This window comes from Geodermatophilus sp. SYSU D01105 (genome assembly GCF_054050095.1).
Window position 1 is genome coordinate 135,446 of record NZ_JBJGYR010000012.1, and the last position, 18,536, is coordinate 153,981.

Annotated in this window: 18 protein-coding genes; 7 read left to right on the forward strand and 11 right to left on the reverse strand. The window is 75.4% G+C overall.

What is annotated here, in order from left to right:
• Positions 1-4 precede the first annotated feature (4 nt).
• Positions 5-694, reverse strand: coding sequence for a phosphodiesterase (locus tag ACI79I_RS13535; protein WP_456992853.1), 690 nt, complete (start codon positions 692-694; stop codon positions 5-7).
• Between the two features lie 176 nt (positions 695-870).
• Here ACI79I_RS13535 and ACI79I_RS13540 point away from each other — a divergent pair, with 176 nt between their 5' ends.
• Positions 871-1,074: a hypothetical protein gene (locus ACI79I_RS13540; RefSeq protein ID WP_456992854.1), complete on the forward strand. Its 204-nt coding sequence runs from the start codon at positions 871-873 to the stop codon at positions 1,072-1,074.
• 157 nt (positions 1,075-1,231) lie between these two features.
• On the forward strand, positions 1,232-3,274 hold the full coding sequence (locus ACI79I_RS13545; protein ID WP_456992855.1) for a transglycosylase domain-containing protein: 2,043 nt from the start codon (positions 1,232-1,234) through the stop codon (positions 3,272-3,274).
• A 14-nt stretch (positions 3,275-3,288) separates the two neighbouring features.
• On the opposite strand, the gene mftG is transcribed toward ACI79I_RS13545, so the two are convergent.
• The 3 genes from mftG to ACI79I_RS13560 are packed head-to-tail and all read right to left on the reverse strand — an operon-like array spanning position 3,289 to position 7,074.
• Entirely contained in the window at positions 3,289-4,908 is a 1,620-nt protein-coding gene (gene mftG / locus ACI79I_RS13550; RefSeq protein WP_456992856.1) for a mycofactocin dehydrogenase MftG, read from the reverse strand.
• Positions 4,901-6,211 carry a class I adenylate-forming enzyme family protein gene (locus ACI79I_RS13555; RefSeq protein WP_456992857.1) on the reverse strand — a complete coding sequence of 437 codons (1,311 nt, stop codon included), beginning with the start codon at positions 6,209-6,211 and terminating at the stop codon, positions 4,901-4,903. Before ACI79I_RS13555 ends, mftG begins: the two co-directional genes overlap by 8 nt.
• Positions 6,208-7,074, reverse strand: a complete 867-nt coding sequence (locus ACI79I_RS13560) for an MBL fold metallo-hydrolase (protein WP_456992858.1) — start codon at positions 7,072-7,074, stop codon at positions 6,208-6,210. The genes ACI79I_RS13555 and ACI79I_RS13560 overlap by 4 nt, the downstream gene beginning before the upstream one ends.
• A gap of 59 nt (positions 7,075-7,133) precedes the next feature.
• Here ACI79I_RS13560 and ACI79I_RS13565 point away from each other — a divergent pair, with 59 nt between their 5' ends.
• Positions 7,134-7,673, forward strand: coding sequence for a hypothetical protein (locus tag ACI79I_RS13565; protein ID WP_456992859.1), 540 nt, complete (start codon positions 7,134-7,136; stop codon positions 7,671-7,673).
• A 33-nt stretch (positions 7,674-7,706) separates the two neighbouring features.
• Here ACI79I_RS13565 and ACI79I_RS13570 read toward each other — a convergent pair whose 3' ends face one another.
• From ACI79I_RS13570 to ACI79I_RS13585, 4 genes are all read right to left on the reverse strand, one after another.
• Positions 7,707-8,993: a M23 family metallopeptidase gene (locus ACI79I_RS13570; RefSeq protein WP_456992860.1), complete on the reverse strand. Its 1,287-nt coding sequence runs from the start codon at positions 8,991-8,993 to the stop codon at positions 7,707-7,709.
• Between the two features lie 223 nt (positions 8,994-9,216).
• Positions 9,217-10,023: an ATP-binding cassette domain-containing protein gene (locus ACI79I_RS13575; RefSeq protein ID WP_456992861.1), complete on the reverse strand. Its 807-nt coding sequence runs from the start codon at positions 10,021-10,023 to the stop codon at positions 9,217-9,219.
• Positions 10,020-10,937: an ABC transporter permease gene (locus ACI79I_RS13580; protein ID WP_456992862.1), complete on the reverse strand. Its 918-nt coding sequence runs from the start codon at positions 10,935-10,937 to the stop codon at positions 10,020-10,022. The genes ACI79I_RS13575 and ACI79I_RS13580 overlap by 4 nt, the downstream gene beginning before the upstream one ends.
• A 128-nt stretch (positions 10,938-11,065) precedes the next feature.
• Positions 11,066-12,052, reverse strand: coding sequence for a sugar ABC transporter substrate-binding protein (locus ACI79I_RS13585; protein WP_456992863.1), 987 nt, complete (start codon positions 12,050-12,052; stop codon positions 11,066-11,068).
• Between the two features lie 130 nt (positions 12,053-12,182).
• On the opposite strand from ACI79I_RS13585, the gene ACI79I_RS13590 reads away from it, so the two are divergent.
• From ACI79I_RS13590 to ACI79I_RS13600, 3 genes are all read left to right on the forward strand, one after another.
• A complete protein-coding gene (locus ACI79I_RS13590; RefSeq protein ID WP_456992864.1) occupies positions 12,183-13,247 on the forward strand; it encodes a Glu/Leu/Phe/Val family dehydrogenase in 1,065 nt (354 codons plus the stop codon).
• 138 nt (positions 13,248-13,385) lie between these two features.
• Positions 13,386-13,874, forward strand: coding sequence for an ester cyclase (locus tag ACI79I_RS13595; protein ID WP_456992865.1), 489 nt, complete (start codon positions 13,386-13,388; stop codon positions 13,872-13,874).
• Positions 13,875-14,076: 202 nt separating this feature from the next.
• Positions 14,077-14,298 carry a DUF3073 domain-containing protein gene (locus ACI79I_RS13600; RefSeq protein WP_456948430.1) on the forward strand — a complete coding sequence of 74 codons (222 nt, stop codon included), beginning with the start codon at positions 14,077-14,079 and terminating at the stop codon, positions 14,296-14,298.
• A 113-nt stretch (positions 14,299-14,411) separates the two neighbouring features.
• Here the strand turns inward: ACI79I_RS13600 and purM are convergent, their stop codons facing one another.
• Together purM and purF are read right to left on the reverse strand one after the other, a co-directional pair.
• A complete protein-coding gene (gene purM, locus ACI79I_RS13605) occupies positions 14,412-15,467 on the reverse strand; it encodes a phosphoribosylformylglycinamidine cyclo-ligase (protein WP_456992866.1) in 1,056 nt (351 codons plus the stop codon).
• The gene (purF, locus tag ACI79I_RS13610; protein WP_456992867.1) at positions 15,464-17,017 is read right to left on the reverse strand and encodes an amidophosphoribosyltransferase; all 1,554 of its coding nucleotides are present in this window, start codon (positions 17,015-17,017) and stop codon (positions 15,464-15,466) included. The genes purM and purF overlap by 4 nt, the downstream gene beginning before the upstream one ends.
• A 139-nt stretch (positions 17,018-17,156) precedes the next feature.
• Here purF and ACI79I_RS13615 point away from each other — a divergent pair, with 139 nt between their 5' ends.
• Positions 17,157-17,801 carry a DUF5701 family protein gene (locus ACI79I_RS13615; RefSeq protein ID WP_456992868.1) on the forward strand — a complete coding sequence of 215 codons (645 nt, stop codon included), beginning with the start codon at positions 17,157-17,159 and terminating at the stop codon, positions 17,799-17,801.
• Positions 17,802-17,871: 70 nt separating this feature from the next.
• Here the strand turns inward: ACI79I_RS13615 and ACI79I_RS13620 are convergent, their stop codons facing one another.
• A complete protein-coding gene (locus ACI79I_RS13620) occupies positions 17,872-18,501 on the reverse strand; it encodes an MBL fold metallo-hydrolase (protein ID WP_456992870.1) in 630 nt (209 codons plus the stop codon).
• Positions 18,502-18,536 lie beyond the last annotated feature (35 nt).

The following is an 18,536-nucleotide window of genomic DNA, read 5'->3' on the forward strand; positions in this document are numbered from 1 at the left end:
GACCCTACGGCCGGCCGCGCGCCTCCTGCGCCGCCGCGTACGCCGGGGCGCGGAACCGGGCCATCGGCCCGTCCGGGACCAGCCCCGGTGGCGGGTGGCGGACGGCGTCGAAGCGCAGGTCCGGGTCGAACTCGTCGACCGGGTCAAGCAGCCGCAACCGGCCGAAGGGCCGCCAGTCCCCGCTCCCCCGGGCGGCCACCAGGGTGAACGCCGGACGGCGGGCCGCGACGGCCGCCGCCAGCGGGTCCGGGTCCGACGGCAGCGGCCCGGTGCCCGGCTCCGGCAGCGCCGCCAGCAGCACGGTCCCGGCGTCGGAGCGGTAGCCCATGATCGAGGAGTAGACCGTCGCGGCGTCCCGCCGGGGCACGGTCACCCGCCGCGTCAACCGGCCCCGGCCGGTGCTCGACAGCAGCAGGTCCACCGGTCCCGCGGCGGCCGGCACCCGCACGGCGAGGCCCAGCAGGTCCGGCAGCGGAGCCGGGAGCCCGGCGCCGCGGGACAGCCGCACCAGCACCCGGTCCTCGGCCTGCGCCGCCAGCCAGGGCACCCCCCAGCCGGCCGGGCCGCCGGACCGCTCCAGGACGGCGTCGACGACCACGCCGCGGGGGTGCATGGGCTTGCCCGTCCGCAGCCGGGCGAGGACGGCGAGGGGGACCGCGACCGCGCGGCCGGCGAGAAGGGGCAGGTCGGGCACGCGTCCTCCAGTCGACGTCATCCCCCTGTCCCTACCCGCGGACCGCGGACTCCGCGCATCCCCCGACGGGAGGCGTGCTCGCGCGTCGTCAACCGGCACATCCTGTGCAATCCGGGCCGGATGTCCGTGGTCATTCGCCGTGTGGGTCGGACCGGTCCGGCGCCTACGTTGAGTACATGCTCACGACGCTCCTGGTGATCGGCGGTGTCCTCGTGGGGCTCGTCGCCCTGCTGGCCCTCATCGTCGGCCTGAGCGGCCGGCCCGCCGCCCGGCGCAGCGCCCCCTCCACGAGCGGCGCACCCGGCTGGGTCGCCGACACCGGGCGCCGCCACCCCGACGCCTGGTCGACACCGACGTCGGAGATCCCCACCGCCCGCTGACGGGCCCCTCGACCCGGCGTCCCGGCGGCTGCGGCAGCGCGCCGCCGGGACGCTCCGGCCTCGCACCTGATCGACTTCTTCGGAACGCCACCGTGCGCGATGATCGGACCGCGCCGACCCGCTCACTCCGAGTGGGTCGCCGACGGCGAGGTCACACATGCGGAAGTCGGTCGGTGCACGCCCCCACCCGCGGCTGCGGGCCCTCGGCCTGCTGCTCCTCGTCCTGCCACTGACCGGGGCCCTGGTGGCCGCCGTCCTGCTGCCGTGGGTGGTCGGACCGGGGATGGCCGCGAGCTCCTCGGCCGACCTGCTGGCCCCCCTGCCGGTCGAGCTGACCGACGCCACACCGCCGGGCAACACCGTCGTCCTGGCCGCGGACGGCTCGGTGGTCACGTACTTCTACCGGAACAACCGCACGCCGGTGGGGCCCGACCAGGTCGCCGACGTCATGGAGCAGGCGCTGGTCGACATCGAGGACTCGCGCTTCCACGAGCACAACGGCATCGACGTCGAGGGGACGCTGCGCGCCCTGGTCCGCAACGCCACCGCCGGCTCGGTGCAGGAGGGCGGGTCGACCATCACCCAGCAGCTGGTCAAGCAGACCCTGCTGCAGGCCGCGGTCACCCCCGAGGACCGGCAGGCGGCCACCGAGCAGACGGTGGGCCGCAAGCTGCGCGAGGCCCGGCTGGCGCTGGCCCTGGAGGAGACCTACGACAAGCAGGAGATCCTCAACCGCTACCTCAACATCGTCTACTTCGGCGAGGGCGCCTACGGGGTCCAGGCCGCGGCCCAGGCCTACTTCGGGGTCAATGCCGCCGACCTGACCCTCCCCCAGGCGGCCATGCTGGCCGGGCTCGTGCAGAACCCCGCGACCGACAGCCCGCTGGCCGACCCGGAGCAGGGCCGGGAGCGGCGCAACCAGGTGCTCGAGCGCATGCACGACCTCGGGCACATCAGCGACCAGGAGCTCGCCGACGTGTCCGCCCAGCCGGTGGAGACCAAGCCCGCCCCCGCCCCGCCGAACGGCTGCGTCGACGCGGTCATCGGCGGGTTCTTCTGCGACTTCCTGCAGCGCCACCTGACCGAGACCCTCGGCATCTCCCAGGAGCGGCTGGAGGACGGTGGGCTGACCATCCGCACCACGCTGCGGCCGGACATCCAGCGGTCCGGGGATGCTGCGGTGCTGGCCGCCAAGCCCATGGGCGACCCGATCGCCGCGATCTTCACCGCAGTGGAGCCGGGCACCGGGCGCGTGCAGGCGATGAGCGTCAACCGGGTCTTCGGCTACGACGCGAACGACCCCGCACAGGAGTCGGTGAACCTCAGCGTGGCCGCCAGCCAGGGCGCGGGCTCCACCTACAAGGTGTTCGTCGCCGCCGCGGCCCTGGAGCGCGGGTTCCCGCCGTCCCACGTCATCACGACGAGCAACCCGTACGTGTCCAGCGTGTACCGCAACAACCAGGCGCCGTACGTGGTCGAGAACGCCAGCCCCAACTTCCCGCCGACCCTGAGCATGACCGAGGCGCTGATCCGCTCCTCCAACACCTACTTCGTCGCCCTCCAGGACCAGCTGGGCAGCGTGGAGGGCCCGGTGCGGATGGCCCAGCGGATGGGGCTGTTCTCCCTCGACCCGGTGGCCGACGAGATCATCGCCAGGGAGCGCGGCTCCTTCACCCTCGGCGCCGAGGCGACCAGCCCCCTCGCGCTGGCCAGCGCCTACTCCACGCTGGGCGCGAACGGCACCCAGTGCGACCCCACTCCGGTCACCGAGATCCTGGACCGGGACGGGCAGCCGCTCACCCGGGACGACGGGTCGCCGGTGCCCACCGGCGACTCCTGCACCCCCGAGGCCGTGCCCCCGGCGGTCGCGACCACGCTGAACCAGATCCTGGTCGGCGACACCGCGCTGCCCATCGGCACCGGCACCCGCGCCGCCATCCCCGGCCACCAGGTGGCCGCCAAGACCGGCACCAGCCAGGACCGCTTCTCGGTCGCCTTCGTCGGCTACACCCCGCAGTACGCGGCCAGCGTCATGCTGCTCAACCCGAAGCAGAACCAGGACGTCGGCGGGTTCGGCGGCGGTCTGGCCGCGCCGGTCTGGCACGCCGCGATGCTTCCGATCCTGTCCGCCCAGCCGCCCGCCCTCTTCCCGCCGCCGGGCATCCCGCTGGGGCCGCCGCCCCCGCCCCCGCCGGCCTGAGACGGGAGGCCGGGTCACCCGCCGGTCATCAGCTCCGCGGCGCGCTCGCCGATCATCACCGCGGTCGCGGCCGGCCCCCGGGAGGTCACCCGCGGCATGACCGAGGTGTCGACGACCCGCAGCCCCTCGACCCCGCGGACCCGCAGGTGCTGGTCGACCACCGCGCCCGGGTCGGCGTCGGGCCCCATCCGCGCCGTCCCGGCCAGGTGCACCGCGGTGGCCAGGTGCCGGCGGACCCAGCGGTCCAGCGCGCGGTCGTCGGCCAGGACGTCGTCGGGCAGGCCGGTCCGCTCGGCGACCAGCGGCGCCAGCGACGGCGTGCGCAGCAGCTCGGCCGCCAGCCGCACCGCCTGCCGCATCCGCCGGCGGTCGGACTCCTCGGTCAGGTAGCGGTACTCGATCCGCGGTTGGACGTGCGGGTCGGCCGAGGTCAGCGACAGCCGGCCGCGGCTGTCCTCGGCCTGCAGCCCGACCCCGACGAACAGGTCGTCCCGGCGGCGGGCGGTGTCGACCAGCCGGTGCAGGGACACCCCGCGCAGCGCGCGCAGGGTGGCCCCCGGACGGCGCAGGGCACCGGCGACCCCCGTGGCGGTGCGGCTGACCATCACCCGGCTGAACGGCGTGAGCCACGGCAGCACCTCGAGGTCGCCCGGGGTGGCCGACCCGTCGGCGGTCGTGTGCAGGACGCCGTGCAGCGGGTGCAGACCGCGCGGCATCGGCAGCCGGCGAGCGGGCCGGTAGGTGACGTAGAGGTCGGGGTGGTCGGTGCACTCCGCGCCCACGCCCGGGACGTCGGCCACCACGTCGATGCCCAGCGCCCGCAGCGCGTCGGCCGGACCGATGCCGGAGAGCAGCAGCAACTGGGGTGAGCCGACGGCGCCGGCGCTGAGCACCACCTCCCCGGCCCGGACCACCCCGTCCGCGGTCACCACGCCGACCGCCCGGCCGCCCTCGACCAGCACCCGCCGCACGTGCACGCCGCCGCGGACGGCGAGCCCCCGGTGCCCGCGCCGCGGGGACAGGTAGGCCATGGCCGTGTTGGTCCGCACGCCGCGGTCGACGTTGAGCGGGACCGGGCCGTAACCGGGCGGGCCGTCGCCGTTCTTGTCCGGCTCGGCGGGGAAGCCGAGGTCCGCGGCGGCGCCCGCGAACGCGTCGGCCAGCGGGTGCCCGCCGTCGGGCCGGCGCACCGGCACCGGGCCACCGCGGCCGTGCCCGGGGCGGTCGCCGAGGTCGCGGTCGTCCTCCAGCCGCACGAACGCGGGCAGGACGGCGTCGGCGGACCACAGGTCGTTGCCGGCGGTCGCCCAGCCGTCGAAGTCGGTCCGGGTGCCGCGGATGAAGTAGCCGCCGTTGAGGGCGCTGGACCCGCCCACGACCCGGCCGCGGGGCACGGGGAAGGTGAGGTCCTCGGTGAGGATCCCGGTCAGGTCCCAGTTGGCCGGGTGCCCGGGGACCGCGGCACCCATGGTCGCGGCGTCGCGCAGCTCCCTCGGGAAGTCCTCGGGCCGGGCGTGGTCGGCGCCGGCCTCGAGCACCAGGACCCGTCGCCCGGCGTCGGCCAGCCGGGCGGCCAGCGGCGCGCCCGACGTCCCCGCGCCCACCACCACGACGTCCCACTCCGGCTCAGCCAAGCCCCAGGACCCCCGGCAGGTCCAGCCGGCGCACCTTGCCGGTGGAGGTCCGGGGCAGCTCGGCCACCCGGTGCAGGCTCTTGGGCCGCTTGGCCGGGGCGAGCCGCTCGCGGGCCCAGTCGGCGAGCTCCGCGGCGTCGGCGCTGCCCACGTACGCGGCCACCACCCGCTGCCCCCACTGCTGGTCGGGCACCCCGACCACCGCGCTCTCCACCACGCCGGGGTGGGCGTCGAGGACCGCCTCCACCTCGGCCGGGTAGACGTTCACCCCGCCGGAGATCACCAGGTCCTCGCGGCGGCCGTCGAGCCACACGGTGCCGTCGACGTCCACCCGGCCCAGGTCGCCTACGGTGACCCGGTCCCCTCGCCAGGCCGCGGCGGTCCCGTCCGGCGCGCCCCAGTACTCGAACCGCGCCCACCGCGGCACCGCGCACCACAGCTGGCCGCGCTCGTCGGTCTCCAGTGCCCGCCCGGGCCGCGCCCGGCCGACGCTGCCCGGGGCGGCCAGCCAGTCCTCCGGTGAGCACACGGTGAACTGCGCCTCGGTGGAGCCGTAGAACTCCCAGACGCTGCCCTCGGGCAGCGCCGCCAGGACCGCCCGCTTGAGCGGCTCGGGGCAGGGCGCCCCGGCGTGCACCAGCCGACGGAACGACGACCAGTCCACGTCGTCGCGCGCGGTCAGCCGCTGCAGGTGGGTCGGCACGCAGAACGTCGTCGTCGGCCGCAGGGTGCCGATGACCCGGGCGGCGCGGGCCGCGTCGAAGGGGCCGGGCAGCAGCACCTCCCCGCCGGCCAGCAGCGTGTGGAGGGCGAACCGCAGCGGCGCGGAGTGGTGCAGCGGGGAGAGCACCAGGTGCCGGTCGCCCGGCCCGAAGCCCCACAGGTCGATCTCCTCGCCGGCCAGCGCGCGGGCGTCGGCCTCGGCCAGCACCCCCGACCACACGCCCTTGCGCCGACCGGTGGTGCCCGACGTGTAGTGCATCGGCCGGGCCAGCGGGACCTGCGCGAGCTCGGCCTCCGCGCTGCCGGTCAGCAGCCGTGCCGGGTCCGGTCCGACGTCGAGGGCCGGGTCGGCGTCCTCGGCCAGCGCGGCCCGCTCGGACGGGGTGAGGGCGGGGTCGAGGACGACGGGGACGACGCCGGTGCGCAGCGCCCCCAGCACCACCGCGAGCAGCGCCGGCGAGGACGCCGCCGAGACGAGCAGCCGGTCACCGGCACGCAGCCCCGCGGCCCGCAGCGCCGCCGCCGCCCGCCGCTGGTCGCGCTCGCTGTCGGCGGCGGTCACCAGCGGCACGGCGCTCACGGCAACCGCACCCGGTCGCCGTCGACCACCACGTGGCCCTCGGCGGCGAGCTTGGCCAGCGTCGCCCGGGTCGACTGCGCGGCGGCCGGCCACACCTCCCGGGGCACCTCGGCGTAGACGTCGGCCACGAGCTCGTCCACCGTCGCGGCGCCGCGCACCATCGAGGCGAGCAACTGGCTCTCCCGGAACCTCCGGTGGGCGAGGTAGAAGTCGAGGACCGCACCCGGGTCCTCGGTCAGCTCCGGCCCGTGGCCGCAGTACAGCGCGCTGGGGCCGAGGTCGTGCACCCGCCGCAGCGACTCCAGGTAGGCCAGGACGTCGCCCTCCGGGTGGGTCACCACCGACGTGCCGCGGCCGAGCACGTGGTCGCCGACGAGGACCGCCCCCGAGTCCAGGCGGAACGCCAGGTGGTCGCCGGTGTGCCCCGGGGTGGGGACGACGCCGACCGTCGTCCCGGCCAGCGTCAGCTGCTCCCCGGGCGCCAGGACCCGCCCCGAGGGCCCGGCGACACGGGCGTCGGCGGCCGCCACCTGCGCGCCGAAGCGCTCGCCCCAGGGCAGCGCGGCCTCGGCGTGGTCGCCGTGGTGGTGGGTGACGAGGACGGCGACACAGCGGGCGTCCCGCGCCGCCAGCGCCGCCTCGACCGCGGCCAGGTGCGCCGGGTCGTCGGGGCCGGGGTCGACGAGGACGGCCTGCCCGCTGCCGGGGGCGCCCACCAGGTAGGTGTTGGTGCCGTCGAGTGTCATCGGCGAGGGGTTGGGCGCCAGCACGCGGGTGACGAGCGGCTCGAGGTCCGCCGTCCGCGGCATGGCACCCGGCGCCGGGAGGTCCCACGTCGCGCGCGGGTCGGCCGGGGTGTGCACGCCCGGCACGCTAGCCGCGCCGGCCCGGCCAGGCGCGACCGGCGGCTAGCGTCCTCCCCATGCGTCCCCCCGCTCCCCTGTTCCGCTCGGTCCTCGCGACGGCCGCGGCCGTCGTCCTGCTCACCGCCTGCGGGAGCTCCGGGGACGGCGAGCCGGCCGCCTCGTCCAGCCCGGCCGCGGCCGTCTCGACCAGCGCCCCCGCCGAGCCCGGGCCCAGCGGGACCGCGACGCCCGACCCCGCCGCCGCGGAGTTCTGCGACCGCGTGGAGTCGGTGTTCGCCCAGGTCGCCGCGGCGCTCCAGGGCGCGACCCCGGACCAGGTCCCCGGCCTGCTGCCCGACGTCGTCGCCGGGTTCGACGCCGTGCAGCCACCGGCGGAGATCGCCGGCGACTGGCAGGCCGTCGCCGACGGGCTGCGCTCGCTGCAGGACACCGCCGCGTCCCTCGACCTGTCCACGCCCGAGGGCCAGCAGCAGTTCACCGCGGCCGAGGCACAGGTGGCGCAGCAGCTGGCCGCCGCGCAGGCCGCCGTCGCGGGCTACGTGGAGACCAACTGCGGCCTCAGCGGGACCGCGGCCACCCCCGCGCCGGCCAGCTGAGCGAGGCCCCCGTCGCGAGGACGGGGCGGCCGGTCAGCAGCCGCTGATGGAGACCCCGCGGGCGCGCATCCACGGCACCGGGTCGACCTGGCTGCCGTACATCGCGCCGCTCGGGTGCACCTCGAAGTGCAGGTGCGGGCCGGTGGACTGGCCGCGGTTGCCGACCTCGGCGATCTCCTCACCGGCGACCACGCGCTCGCCGGCGCTGACGAAGTAGCGGTTGACGTGGCCGTAGACGGTGACCGCGCCGTCGTCCCCGCGGATGTAGACCGCGTAGCCGAAGCCGGTCGCGGTGCCGGCGCGCTGCACGACGCCGGAGTGGGCCGCGTAGACCGGGGTGCCGATGGGCGCGGCCATGTCCACGCCGCCGTGCAGGGCGCCCCAGCGCCAGCCGAAGCAGCTCGAGGTGCGGCCGGACGTCGGCTTCACGTACGGACCCGAACCGCCCGAGGAGCCCCGGCCCCCGGACGAGCTGCTGGCCTCCTGCCGCGCCTCGGCGGCCTGCGCGGCGGCCTCCTGCTCGGCACGGCGGGCGGCCTCGGCCGCGGCGGCCTCCTCGGCCGCCTTCTGGGCCTGCCACTGCTGGTAGGCGTCCCGGGCTCCCTGGAGCTCCAGGAGGCGGATCTGGGCGGCCTGCAGCTGCCGGTCGTACTCGGCCTTCTGCGCGGAGACCTGGGCGTAGGCGTTCTGCTGGGCGGCCAGCTGGTCGTCGGCGGTGGCCTTGGCGGCGGCGGCGGCCTCCTCGAGCTCGGCCATCCGGTCGCGCGCGGCGCGGGCCTCGGAGTCGGCGTTGGCCTGCCGCACCTTCGCGACCTCGAGCTGGCCGAGGACGTCGAGCTGGTTCTCGGAGACGTAGTCGAGCATCGCGGCCCGCTCGATCAGCTCGGCCGGCCCGTCGGCGTCGAGCAGGACCGCCGCACCGGAGAGCGTGCTGCCGCTCATGTAGCTGTCGCGGGAGAAGCCGGCGATGCGGGACTCGGCCGCGGCGACGGCGTCCGCGGCCTCCTGCAGCGCCGCCGCCGTGCGCTCGGCCTCCTCCTGGGCCTGGGTCAGGGCCTCCTCCGCGGCGAGGTAGGCGGCACCGGCGGCCTCGGCCTGGACCGCGTAGCGCTCCAGCTCCCCCTCGGCCTCGGCGACCAGCCCGGCGATGCGGCCCACCTCGGCGGCGGCGGCGTCCTGCTCGGACTGCGCGGCACCGAGCTCGGCGTCGGTGGGGTTGGGCGGCGGCTCGGGCGCGGCTCCGGCCGGGACGGCGCCGCCCAGCAGCACCGCGCCGGTCACCGCACCGGCCAACAGCACCCGCACGGCACCGGCCCGCACCCGCGGGCGGTGCGCCGGCGCCCCGGTCGCGCAGCGGCGAGGACGGCTGTGCAGCACTGGCGCTCCCTGGGGAAGAGGGGTGCGGAGGAACCGGGGCAGCGTCGCAGCGCCGCAGGCGACGACAAAGGCAACACGCGGCACAGTCGTCACACCGTGCTCGCGGGAGCACCGGTTCCTCTCCTGTCCCTCTTGTTCTCGTCACCCGTCGGGGTGACCTTGAGGGCTAGCCGCGACCTTTCTGCGGGTCCGCCCGCTCCAGCTGGGTCGTCAGCTCGTCGAGCTCCGCGCCGCCGGCCATCATCCGGGTGATCTCCTCGATGCTGACCTCGCCTCTGGGGAAGTCGCCGAGGCTGCGGCCCCGGCCCAGGAGGAGGAAGCGGTCGCCCACCGGGTACGCGTGGTGGGGGTTGTGGGTGATGAAGACCACGCCGACCCCGCGGTCGCGGGCCTGCGCGATGTAGCGCAGGACGATGCCCGCCTGCTTGACGCCGAGGGCAGAGGTCGGCTCGTCGAGGATGAGCACCCGGGCCCCGAAGTGGACCGCCCGGGCGATGGCGACCGACTGCCGCTCACCGCCGGAGAGCGTGCCGACCGGCTGGTCCGGGTCGCGGATGTCGATCCCCATCGCGAGCAGCTCCCGCCGGGTGACCTCCTTGGCCCGCGCGGAGTCGAACCGGCGGAACGGGCCCCAGCCCCTCGTCGGCTCGGCACCCAGGAAGAAGTTCCGCCAGATGGCCATCAGCGGGATCATCGCCAGGTCCTGGTAGACGGTGGCGATCCCCGCGTCGAGGGCGTCGCGCGGCGCGGCGAACGACACCGGCCGCCCGTCGAGGCGCACCTCTCCCCGGTCGGGCCGGTGCACCCCGGCCAGGATCTTGATCAGCGTGGACTTGCCGGCGCCGTTGTCGCCGAGCACGCAGGTGACCTCGCCGGCGCGGACGGTGGTGCTCACGCCGTCCAGGGCGATGACCGAGCCGAAGTCCTTGCCGACGTCCCGCAGCTCCAGCAGCGGCATCCCCTCCCCGGTCACCGCCGGGCCGCCTCGGCGTAGCGGCGGACCAGCCGGTTGGCCAGGACGGCGAGCAGCAGCATCACCCCGAGGAAGAAGTAGAACCAGTCGGCGTCCCAGCGCAGGTAGACGATGCCGAGCTGGGTCATGCCGAAGATGAGCGCTCCCAGCGAGGCGCCGACCGCCGAGCCGAAGCCCCCGGTGAGCAGGCAGCCGCCGATGACGGCGGCGACGATGTAGATCAGCTCCTGGCCGATGCCGGTGTTGGCCTGCACCGAGGTGAGCCGGATCGCGGTGGTGGTGCCGACGAACCAGGCGGCCCCCGCGGTGGTCATGAACAGCGTGATCGTCGTCCGCCGGGCCGGGACGCCGACGTTGCGCGCCGCCACCTCGTCCCCCCCGGTGGCGAACACCCAGTTGCCGAACCGGGTGCGCAGCAGCACCCACGTGGCCAGCGCCGTGAACAGCACCCACCACAGGATCGCCACCCGGAACTCCACCCCGGCGATCTGCATCCGGGAGGCGAAGACCCACTCGGCGCTGCCGTAGCCCGGCGCGCCGGCGATGCCGCCGGCGGTCACCGTGCCGGTGAACAGCTTGGTCAGGCCCAGGTTGAGACCCTGGAGCATGAGGAAGGTGCCCAGCGTGATGATGAAGCTGGGCAGGCCGGTGCGGGTGACCAGCCAGCCGTTGAGGAACCCGACGGCCAGGGCCAGCACCAGCGCGACGGCGATCGCCACCCAGATGTGCTGGCCGAGCTCGGTGGCGACGATGCCGACGGTGAGCGCGGTGGTCCCGGTCATCACGCCGGCCGACAGGTCGAAGTGCCCGCCGATCATGAGCAGCGCGACGGCGACCGCCATGATGCCCAGCGTCGAGGCCGGGTCCAGCCAGTTGGCCACCCCGCCGGGGGACCGGAACACCGGCGACTGCACCGCGAAGAACGCGAAGACGACGACGGCGCCGATGAGGGCACCGAGCTCGGGCTTGACCAGCAGCCGGCGCAGCGGGCCGACGGCGGCGACGCGCTCGTCGGCCCGCTGGGCGGGCGCCGTGGCCGCGCTCAGCGCGTGCCGGCCGTGGCCAGGTCGGCGATCGCGTCGACGTTGGACTCGTCGACGATGGCGGGCCCGGTGAGGACCGGCTGCCCACCCCCGACGGTGTTCAGGTTCTCCGCGTAGAGCTTGAGCATCACGATCGGCAGGTAGCCCTGCTCGTACTGCTGCTGGTCGACGGCGAAGGAGACCTCGCCGGCCTGGATGCCGCTGATGACGTCCTGGTTGAGGTCGAAGGTGGCGACCTGCGCCTGCGAACCGGCGTCCGAGACGGCGGCGACGGCCACCGCGGCGACGGCCGAGTTCAGCGCGAGGACGCCGTCGATGCTCGGGTCGCTCTGCAGCTGGGAGGTGATCGTCGACTGCGCCGTCTGCAGGTCGTTGACGTCCACCTGCAGCGGGGTCAGCGGCGCGCCCAGCCCCTCCGCCGCGCCCGCGCAGCGCTGCTCGAGCCCGATGTTGCCGGCCTCGTGCACGACGCACAGCACGTTGCGCCGCCCGTCGGCGGCCAGCCGCTGACCGGCCCCCTGCCCGGCGATCGTCTCGTCCTGACCGACGTGGCCGATGGCGCCGAACTCGGCCGAGCGGTCCCCGCCGGAGTTGATGGTCACCACCGGGATGCCCGCCGCGACGGCGGCCTCGACGGAGTCCTGCAGCGCGTCCGGGTTGGCCATCGAGACCACGATCCCGTCGACGTCCTGGTTGACCGCGGCGTCGATGAGCTGCGACTGGCGCTGCGGGTCACCGTCGCTCTGGTAGTCCACCGACACCCCGAGGTCCTCCCCCGCGGCCTCGGCGCCGTTCTGCACGACGTCCCAGAAGGCGTCGCCCGCCGACCCGTGGGTGACCACCGCGAAGGACAGGTCGCCCCCGCCGCCACCGCCTCCGGTCCCGCCGCCGCTGCCGCCGTCGTCGCTCCCGCCCCCGGTCGTGCAGGCGGAGAGCACCAGCGGCGCGGCCACCACGAACGCCAGCAGTCGCTTGGGTGCAGCCATGGGTCCGTCGTCCTCCGGTCGCCGTGCGGGTGTCGCCCCTGGATCATGCCCGGCTCCCCCGGCGCGCGCGGCGCGAGCCCGCCTCCGGGACCCCCGGTCGGGCGATCGCCGGCGTTCTACGCTCGCCACCGTGGACGTTCTCGGCTCCGGTCACGAACAGGTCGTCTTCTGCTCCGACCCGGGCTCCGGGCTGCGGGCGGTCATCGCGATCTACTCGACGGCGCTGGGGCCCGCGCTGGGCGGCACGCGGTTCTACCCCTACCCCAGCGAGGAGGCCGCCGTCGCCGACGCGCTGGCGCTGTCCAAGGCCATGGCCTACAAGAACAGCCTGGCCGGGCTGGACCTCGGCGGCGGCAAGGCGGTCATCATCGGCGACCCGCACCGGGACAAGACCGAGGCCCTGCTGCGCGCCTACGGCCGGTTCGTCGAGTCGCTGGGCGGCCGGTACCTGACCGCGTGCGACGTCGGCACCTACAACGCCGACCTGGACGTGGTGGCCCGGGAGACCCGGTACGCGCACGGCCGGTCGGAGGCCTACGGCGGCTGCGGCGACTCCTCGGTGCTCACCGCCTACGGCGTGTTCCAGGGCATGCGGGCCGCCGCCCAGCACCGCTGGGGCAAGCCCTCCCTGGCGGGGCGCACCGTGGCCGTCGCGGGTGTCGGCAAGGTCGGCAGCTGGCTGGTCGACCGGCTCGTCGAGGACGGCGCCGACGTGGTCGTGACCGACGTCGACGCGCGGGCGGTGGAGCGGGTGCTCGCCCGTCACCCCGCCGTGGACGCGGTCGCCGACACCGCGACGCTGGTCCGGACCTCCGCCGACGTCTACGCCCCGTGCGCCCTGGGCGGTGCCCTCGACGACGAGACGGTGTCGGTGCTGGAGGCCGAGATCGTGTGCGGCGGGGCCAACAACCAGCTGGCGCACGACGGGATCGCCGAGCAGCTGGTGGCCCGCGGCATCCTCTACGCCCCCGACTACCTGGTGAACGCCGGCGGGGTGATCCAGGTCGAGGACGAGCGCCACGGGTTCTCCTTCGCCCGCGCCGAGGCCAAGGCCGCCGGGATCCTCGACGTCGCGCTGCGGGTCTTCCGGACGGCGGAGGAGCAGGGCGTCTCCCCGGCGGTGGCGGCCGACCGGCTGGCCGAGGAGCGGATGGCCTCCGTCGGCCGGCTGGCGACGATCCGCCTCCCCCGCTGAGCCGCGCGGCCGGGCCGTTCGCCCCTGTCCGGCGCCGCGGTGCGGCCGGATCGTGGGGCGTCGGCGTCCCGCAGGCGCGGAGCCGGTCCGGCACCGCGCAGCTCGCGGGAGCGCCGGGCGACGACTCGGGAGCTCGCCATGGGACAGGCGCGTGAGGTCATGGACCGGATCACCGACGCGATCACCCGCGGGGACGCCGACGCGTTGCGTCGGCTGTACGCGGCGGACGCCGTCGCCGACACCCCGGACGCGGGCCGCCTGGAGGGTGGCCCCGCCATCGTCGAGTACGTCATGGCGTTCCGCCGCGGGTTCCCCGACCTGACGTGGGAGGCCCGGCACCAGTACGAGACCGACGACACCGCCATCGACGAGGGCTGGCTCGTCGGCACCCACACGCAGCCGCTCACCTCTCCCGACGGTGAGATCCCGCCCACGGGCAGGGCCATCCGCCTGCGGGAGTGCGACGCCCTCACCGTGCGCGACGGCCGGGGCGTGGAGCACCGCTTCTACTACGACCAGATGGAGTTCGCGGTCCAGCTCGGGCTGGTCGGGACCGGTGCGGACGCGGCAGCGGTGCCCGGGCCGAGGTCGTCCGCCGAGCAGGCCGACCCCACGCGGGCGCGCTGACCCGGCGTCCTAGGCGGGCCGGGGAGGACGGTCCGTTCCGTCCGGGCACGCCCCCGGTCGGGGGACGGTGAGGGGAGACCCGTGCCCGCCGTCGATCCGTGTCGTAAGCTCGGACAAGACACAGTCACTCAGTCGGGGTCGCCACGCGGGCCGTCCAGCCCGGAGCTGGGCTCCCGTACTCCGTAACGAGGGGGTCGAGCCGATGGGGCGCGGCCGAGCGAAGGCCAAGCAGACACGCGTGGCCCGTGAGCTCAAGTACAGCTCACCGAACACCGACCTCTCCGCGCTGCAGCGCGAGCTGGCCGGGTCACCGTCGTCGTCGTACACCGCTCCTCACCGGGCGACCGACGACGAGGACGACGACGAGTTCGTCGACCGTTGGGCGGACGACGACACGGACGACGACTGGGCTGCCAGCCGCTGATCCGCGCCTGACGCCCACGGTCTGACGCGACGACACCGCCTCCCCCTGGGGAGTCGCGGTGTCGTCGCGTGCCGTCGTCCCCGCTCGTGCCCCCGGGTACCGACGGGGCGGGGTCAGCGGTAGGAGCCGACCAGGCGGGCGGCCTCGCCGCCCGACCGGGCGGTGACGGTGCCGGCGACCCACGCGGGGACACCGCGGTCGCTCAGGGTCCCGACGACGCCGTCGGCGACCTCGGGGGCCACGACCGCCACCATGCCGACGCCGCAGTTGAAGGCGCGCTCGGACTCCGTGCGCGGCACGCCGTGCTCCTCGAGCAGGTGCACCGCGGCCGGGAGCGCCCACGTGCCGCGGTCGAGCACGGCCTCCGACCCTGCGGGGACGACGCGGGCGGTGTTGCCGGCCAGCCCGCCCCCGGTGATGTGCGCGTAGGCGTGCACGCCCTCGACGCCGTACTCCTCCACCAGCGCCAGGCAGTCGAGTGCGTAGATGCGCGTGGGCTCCAGCAGCTCCTCCCCCAGCGGGCGGGCCAGGCCGGCCGGGGTCGCGGTGAGGTCGAGGCCGGCGGAGGCGACCACCCGGCGCACCAGCGAGTAGCCGTTGGAGTGGAACCCGCTCGAGGCCATCGCGACCACCACGTCGCCGTCCCGGACCCGCTCGGGGCCGAGCACCGCGTCGGCCTCCACGACGCCGACGGCGGTGGCCGCGAGGTCGTAGTCGTCGGGGGCCATCAGGTCGCCGTGCTCGGCGGTCTCGCCGCCGACCAGGGCCGCGCCGGCCCGCGTGCAGCCGGTCGCGATGCCGGTGACGATCGCCGCGATGCGCTCGGGGACGACCCGGCCGCAGGCCACGTAGTCCTGCAGGAACAGCGGCTCCGCGCCGCAGGCGACCAGGTCGTCGACGACCATGGCGACCAGGTCGATGCCGACCGTGTCGTGCCGGTCGAGCGCGCGGGCCAGGGCGATCTTGGTGCCCACACCGTCGGTGGAGGACGCCAGCAGGGGCCTGCGGTACCTCGCCGTGTCGAGCGCGAAGAGACCGGCGAAGCCCCCGAGGCCGCCCACGACCTCGGGTCGGTTGGTCCGCTCGACCGCGGACCGCATGAGGGTGACCGCCCGCTCGCCGGCGTCGATGTCGACGCCCGACGCCGCGTAGGTGAACTCGTCGCTCACGGGCGGGTCAGGGCGTCGTCCGCACCCCCGGGCACGGTGGCGCTGCCGGCCTGCTGGCCGGTCCACCCCGTGACCGCGCGGGACTCGTCCACCCGGCGCTCGATGCCCTCGAGCACGTGCTTGCCGAGCACCTCGGTCTCGCCCAGCGCGATCGGGTACTGGCCCGTGAAGCAGGCCGTGCACAGCCGGGTGACCGGCTGCTCGGTGGCGGCGATCAGGCCCTGCTCGGACACGTAGGCGAGGGAGTCGGCGTTGATCGAGGCCCGCACGCCGTCGACGTCGAGGCCGTTGGCGATCAGCTCCGCGCGGCTGGCGAAGTCGATGCCGTAGAAGCAGGGCCACTTCACCGGCGGGGAGGAGATCCGCACGTGGACCTCGACCGCGCCGGCCTCGCGCAGCATGCGGATCAGCGCCCGCTGCGTGTTCCCCCGCACGATCGAGTCGTCGACGACGACCAGCCGCTTGCCGCGGATGACGTCGCGCAGCGGGTTGAGCTTGAGCCGGATGCCCAGCTGCCGGATGGTCTGGCTGGGCTGGATGAAGGTGCGGCCCACGTAGGAGTTCTTGACCAGGCCCAGCCCGTAGGGGATGCCCGAGGCCTCGGCGTAGCCGACCGCGGCGGGGGTGCCGGACTCGGGCACCGGGATCACCAGGTCGGCGTCGGCGGGGTGCTCCCTGGCCAGCCGCCGGCCGATCTCCACACGGGCGGCGTGCACGCCGCGGCCGGCGATGGTGGTGTCGGGGCGGGCGAGGTAGACGTACTCGAAGACGCAGCCCTTCGGCTCGGCGGGCGCGAAGTGCTGGCTGCGCAGCCCGTCCTCGTCGATGGCCAGCAGCTCGCCGGGCTCGACCTCCCGGACGAAGGAGGCGCCGACGATGTCCAGCGCCGCGGTCTCGCTGGCCACGACCCAGCCGCGCTCCAGGCGGCCGAGCACCAGCGGGCGGACGCCCTGCGGGTCACGCGCGGCGTAGAGCGTGGTCTCGTCCATGAAGGTGAAGCTGAAGGCGCCCCGCAGCTGCGGCAGCACCTGCATCGCCGCGGCCTCGACCGAGAGGTCCTGGTGCGCCGCGATCAGCGCGGTGACCAGGTCGGAGTCGGTCGTGGACGTGAAGGCACCCGCGACGCCGGCGTCCGCGGCCCGGCTGGCGAGCTCGGCGGTGTTGACGAGGTTGCCGTTGTGGCAGAGGGCGAGCCCCGTGCCCGACTCCGTCGTCCGGAACGTGGGCTGGGCGTTCTCCCACGTGGACGAGCCGGTCGTGGAGTACCGGGTGTGGCCGACGGCGAGGTGCCCGCGGAGGCTGCCCAGCGTGGCCTCGTCGAAGACCTGGCTGACCAGCCCGAGGTCCTTGTAGACGACCACCGAGGCGCCGTCGGAGACCGCGATGCCCGCGGCCTCCTGGCCACGGTGCTGCAGGGCGTAGAGACCGAAGTAGGTGAGCTTGGCGACCTCCTCCCCCGGCGCCCAGACGCCGAAGACGCCGCAGGCGTCCTGGGGTCCGGGAGAGTGGGGATCGAGGTCGTGCGTCAGCCGTCCATCACCGCGGGGCACCTGTCGAGGGTACCGGGGTCGCCGTGGGCACCCGGCTGCCGCGGGGTGACCGTGCCCACGTCCGCGCGTCGGGCCCGGGAACCGGGACGGCACCCGGCGCGTTGACCCCCGGCTGCACCCGCCCGTCCCGGAGGTGTCCGTGACCGCCGTCCTGCACGCTCTCCCGTCCGCCGCCGACCAGGCCGAGCGGCTGATCGCCCTCGGCGCGCACGAGGTCGCCGGCCTGTCCGCCGGGGACCTGCGCGGCTGCGCCACCCGCGTCCAGGATCCCGGCGCGCTGCTGGTCCTCTCCCCCGACCTGGCCCCGGCCTCGGCCCTCGCCCCGCTGCTCGAGCTCCGGGGCAGGCGCGGGTTCGTGGTGACCGACATGACCGACGTCGACGCGTTCGGCCCGATCGCGGGGATCGACCTGCCGGCCGGGCCGGTCTACCTGGTGGCGGACCTCGACCGGGGCGACGCGATGGCGAACTGGAGCCCCGACGAGGCGCTGCCCGCGATCACCGGCGCCGGGCGCACGCCGCTGACGCTGACCGAGGGCATCCACTGGCTGCTCCAGGCCCCCGAGGTGCTCGACCGCAACCACTGCTTCATGACGATCGGCTCGCGGTTGCGCCGGCCGAACGGGACCCTCGACCCCCGGACGCCGGCGCTGTGGATCAGCAACGGCACCGGGCGGGACGGCCGCGAGCGGCGCCACGCCCCGAAGGTCGGGTGGTGCTGGGCCGGCAACCGGCACACGTGGCTGGGCTTCGCCTCCGCCCGGCGGCGGGTGCCCGTCCCCTGAGCGTCGGGGACCATGCCCGGGGACCACGCCCCCTCCTCGGCACCCGGGGCGCCGAGGAGGGGGTACGCCGTCAGTGCACGTTGCCGATCTCGGCGGCCACCGTCGTGTCGTCGCCGTGACCGGTCCTGACCACGGTGTCGCCGTGCAGCGTGAGCAGCCGCGACCGGATCGAGTTCAGGATCGTCGGCTTGTCGCTGTAGGAGCGCCCGGTGGCTCCCGGCCCGCCGCAGAACAGCGTGTCCCCGGTGAACACCGTGTTCAGGTCCGGCGCGTGCAGGCAGGTGCTGCCCGGCGAGTGGCCCGGGGTGTGCAGCGCCGTCAACGTCGTCCCGGCGACCCGGAACGTCGTCCCCTCGGCCAGTTCCTGGTCGGGGGCGGCCACCACTCCAGCCCGCCCGCCATCCCCGTACACGTCGTCCCACAGCATCCGGTCGGCGGGGTGGAACCAGATCGGCGCGCCGGTCGCCTCGCGCAGCGCGACGGCGGCGGTGATGTGGTCGTTGTGCCCGTGGGTGAGCACGATCGCCGTCACCGTGCGGCCGCCGACCGCCTCCAGGATCGGGGCGGCGTCGTGCGGGGCGTCAATGACCAGCACCTCGTCGTCGTCACCGACCAGCCAGACGTTGTTGTCGACGTCGAAGTCCTGACCGTCGAGGCTGAAGACGCCGCTGACGACGGTCTTGTCGATGCGAGCCGTCACGTGAAGACCACGACCGACCGCAGCACCTCGCCGTG

What these genes read in the sequence shown, in the direction of transcription:
- ACI79I_RS13585 (WP_456992863.1), bottom strand. Translation starts at nt 12,052, where the DNA reads ATGGCTGCACCCAAGCGACTGCTGGCGTTCGTGGTGGCCGCGCCGCTG.
- ACI79I_RS13600 (WP_456948430.1), top strand. Translation starts at nt 14,077, where the DNA reads ATGGGGCGCGGCCGAGCGAAGGCCAAGCAGACACGCGTGGCCCGTGAG.
- ACI79I_RS13540 (WP_456992854.1), top strand. Translation starts at nt 871, where the DNA reads ATGCTCACGACGCTCCTGGTGATCGGCGGTGTCCTCGTGGGGCTCGTC.
- ACI79I_RS13565 (WP_456992859.1), top strand. Translation starts at nt 7,134, where the DNA reads ATGCGTCCCCCCGCTCCCCTGTTCCGCTCGGTCCTCGCGACGGCCGCG.
- ACI79I_RS13595 (WP_456992865.1), top strand. Translation starts at nt 13,386, where the DNA reads ATGGGACAGGCGCGTGAGGTCATGGACCGGATCACCGACGCGATCACC.
- ACI79I_RS13545 (WP_456992855.1), top strand. Translation starts at nt 1,232, where the DNA reads ATGCGGAAGTCGGTCGGTGCACGCCCCCACCCGCGGCTGCGGGCCCTC.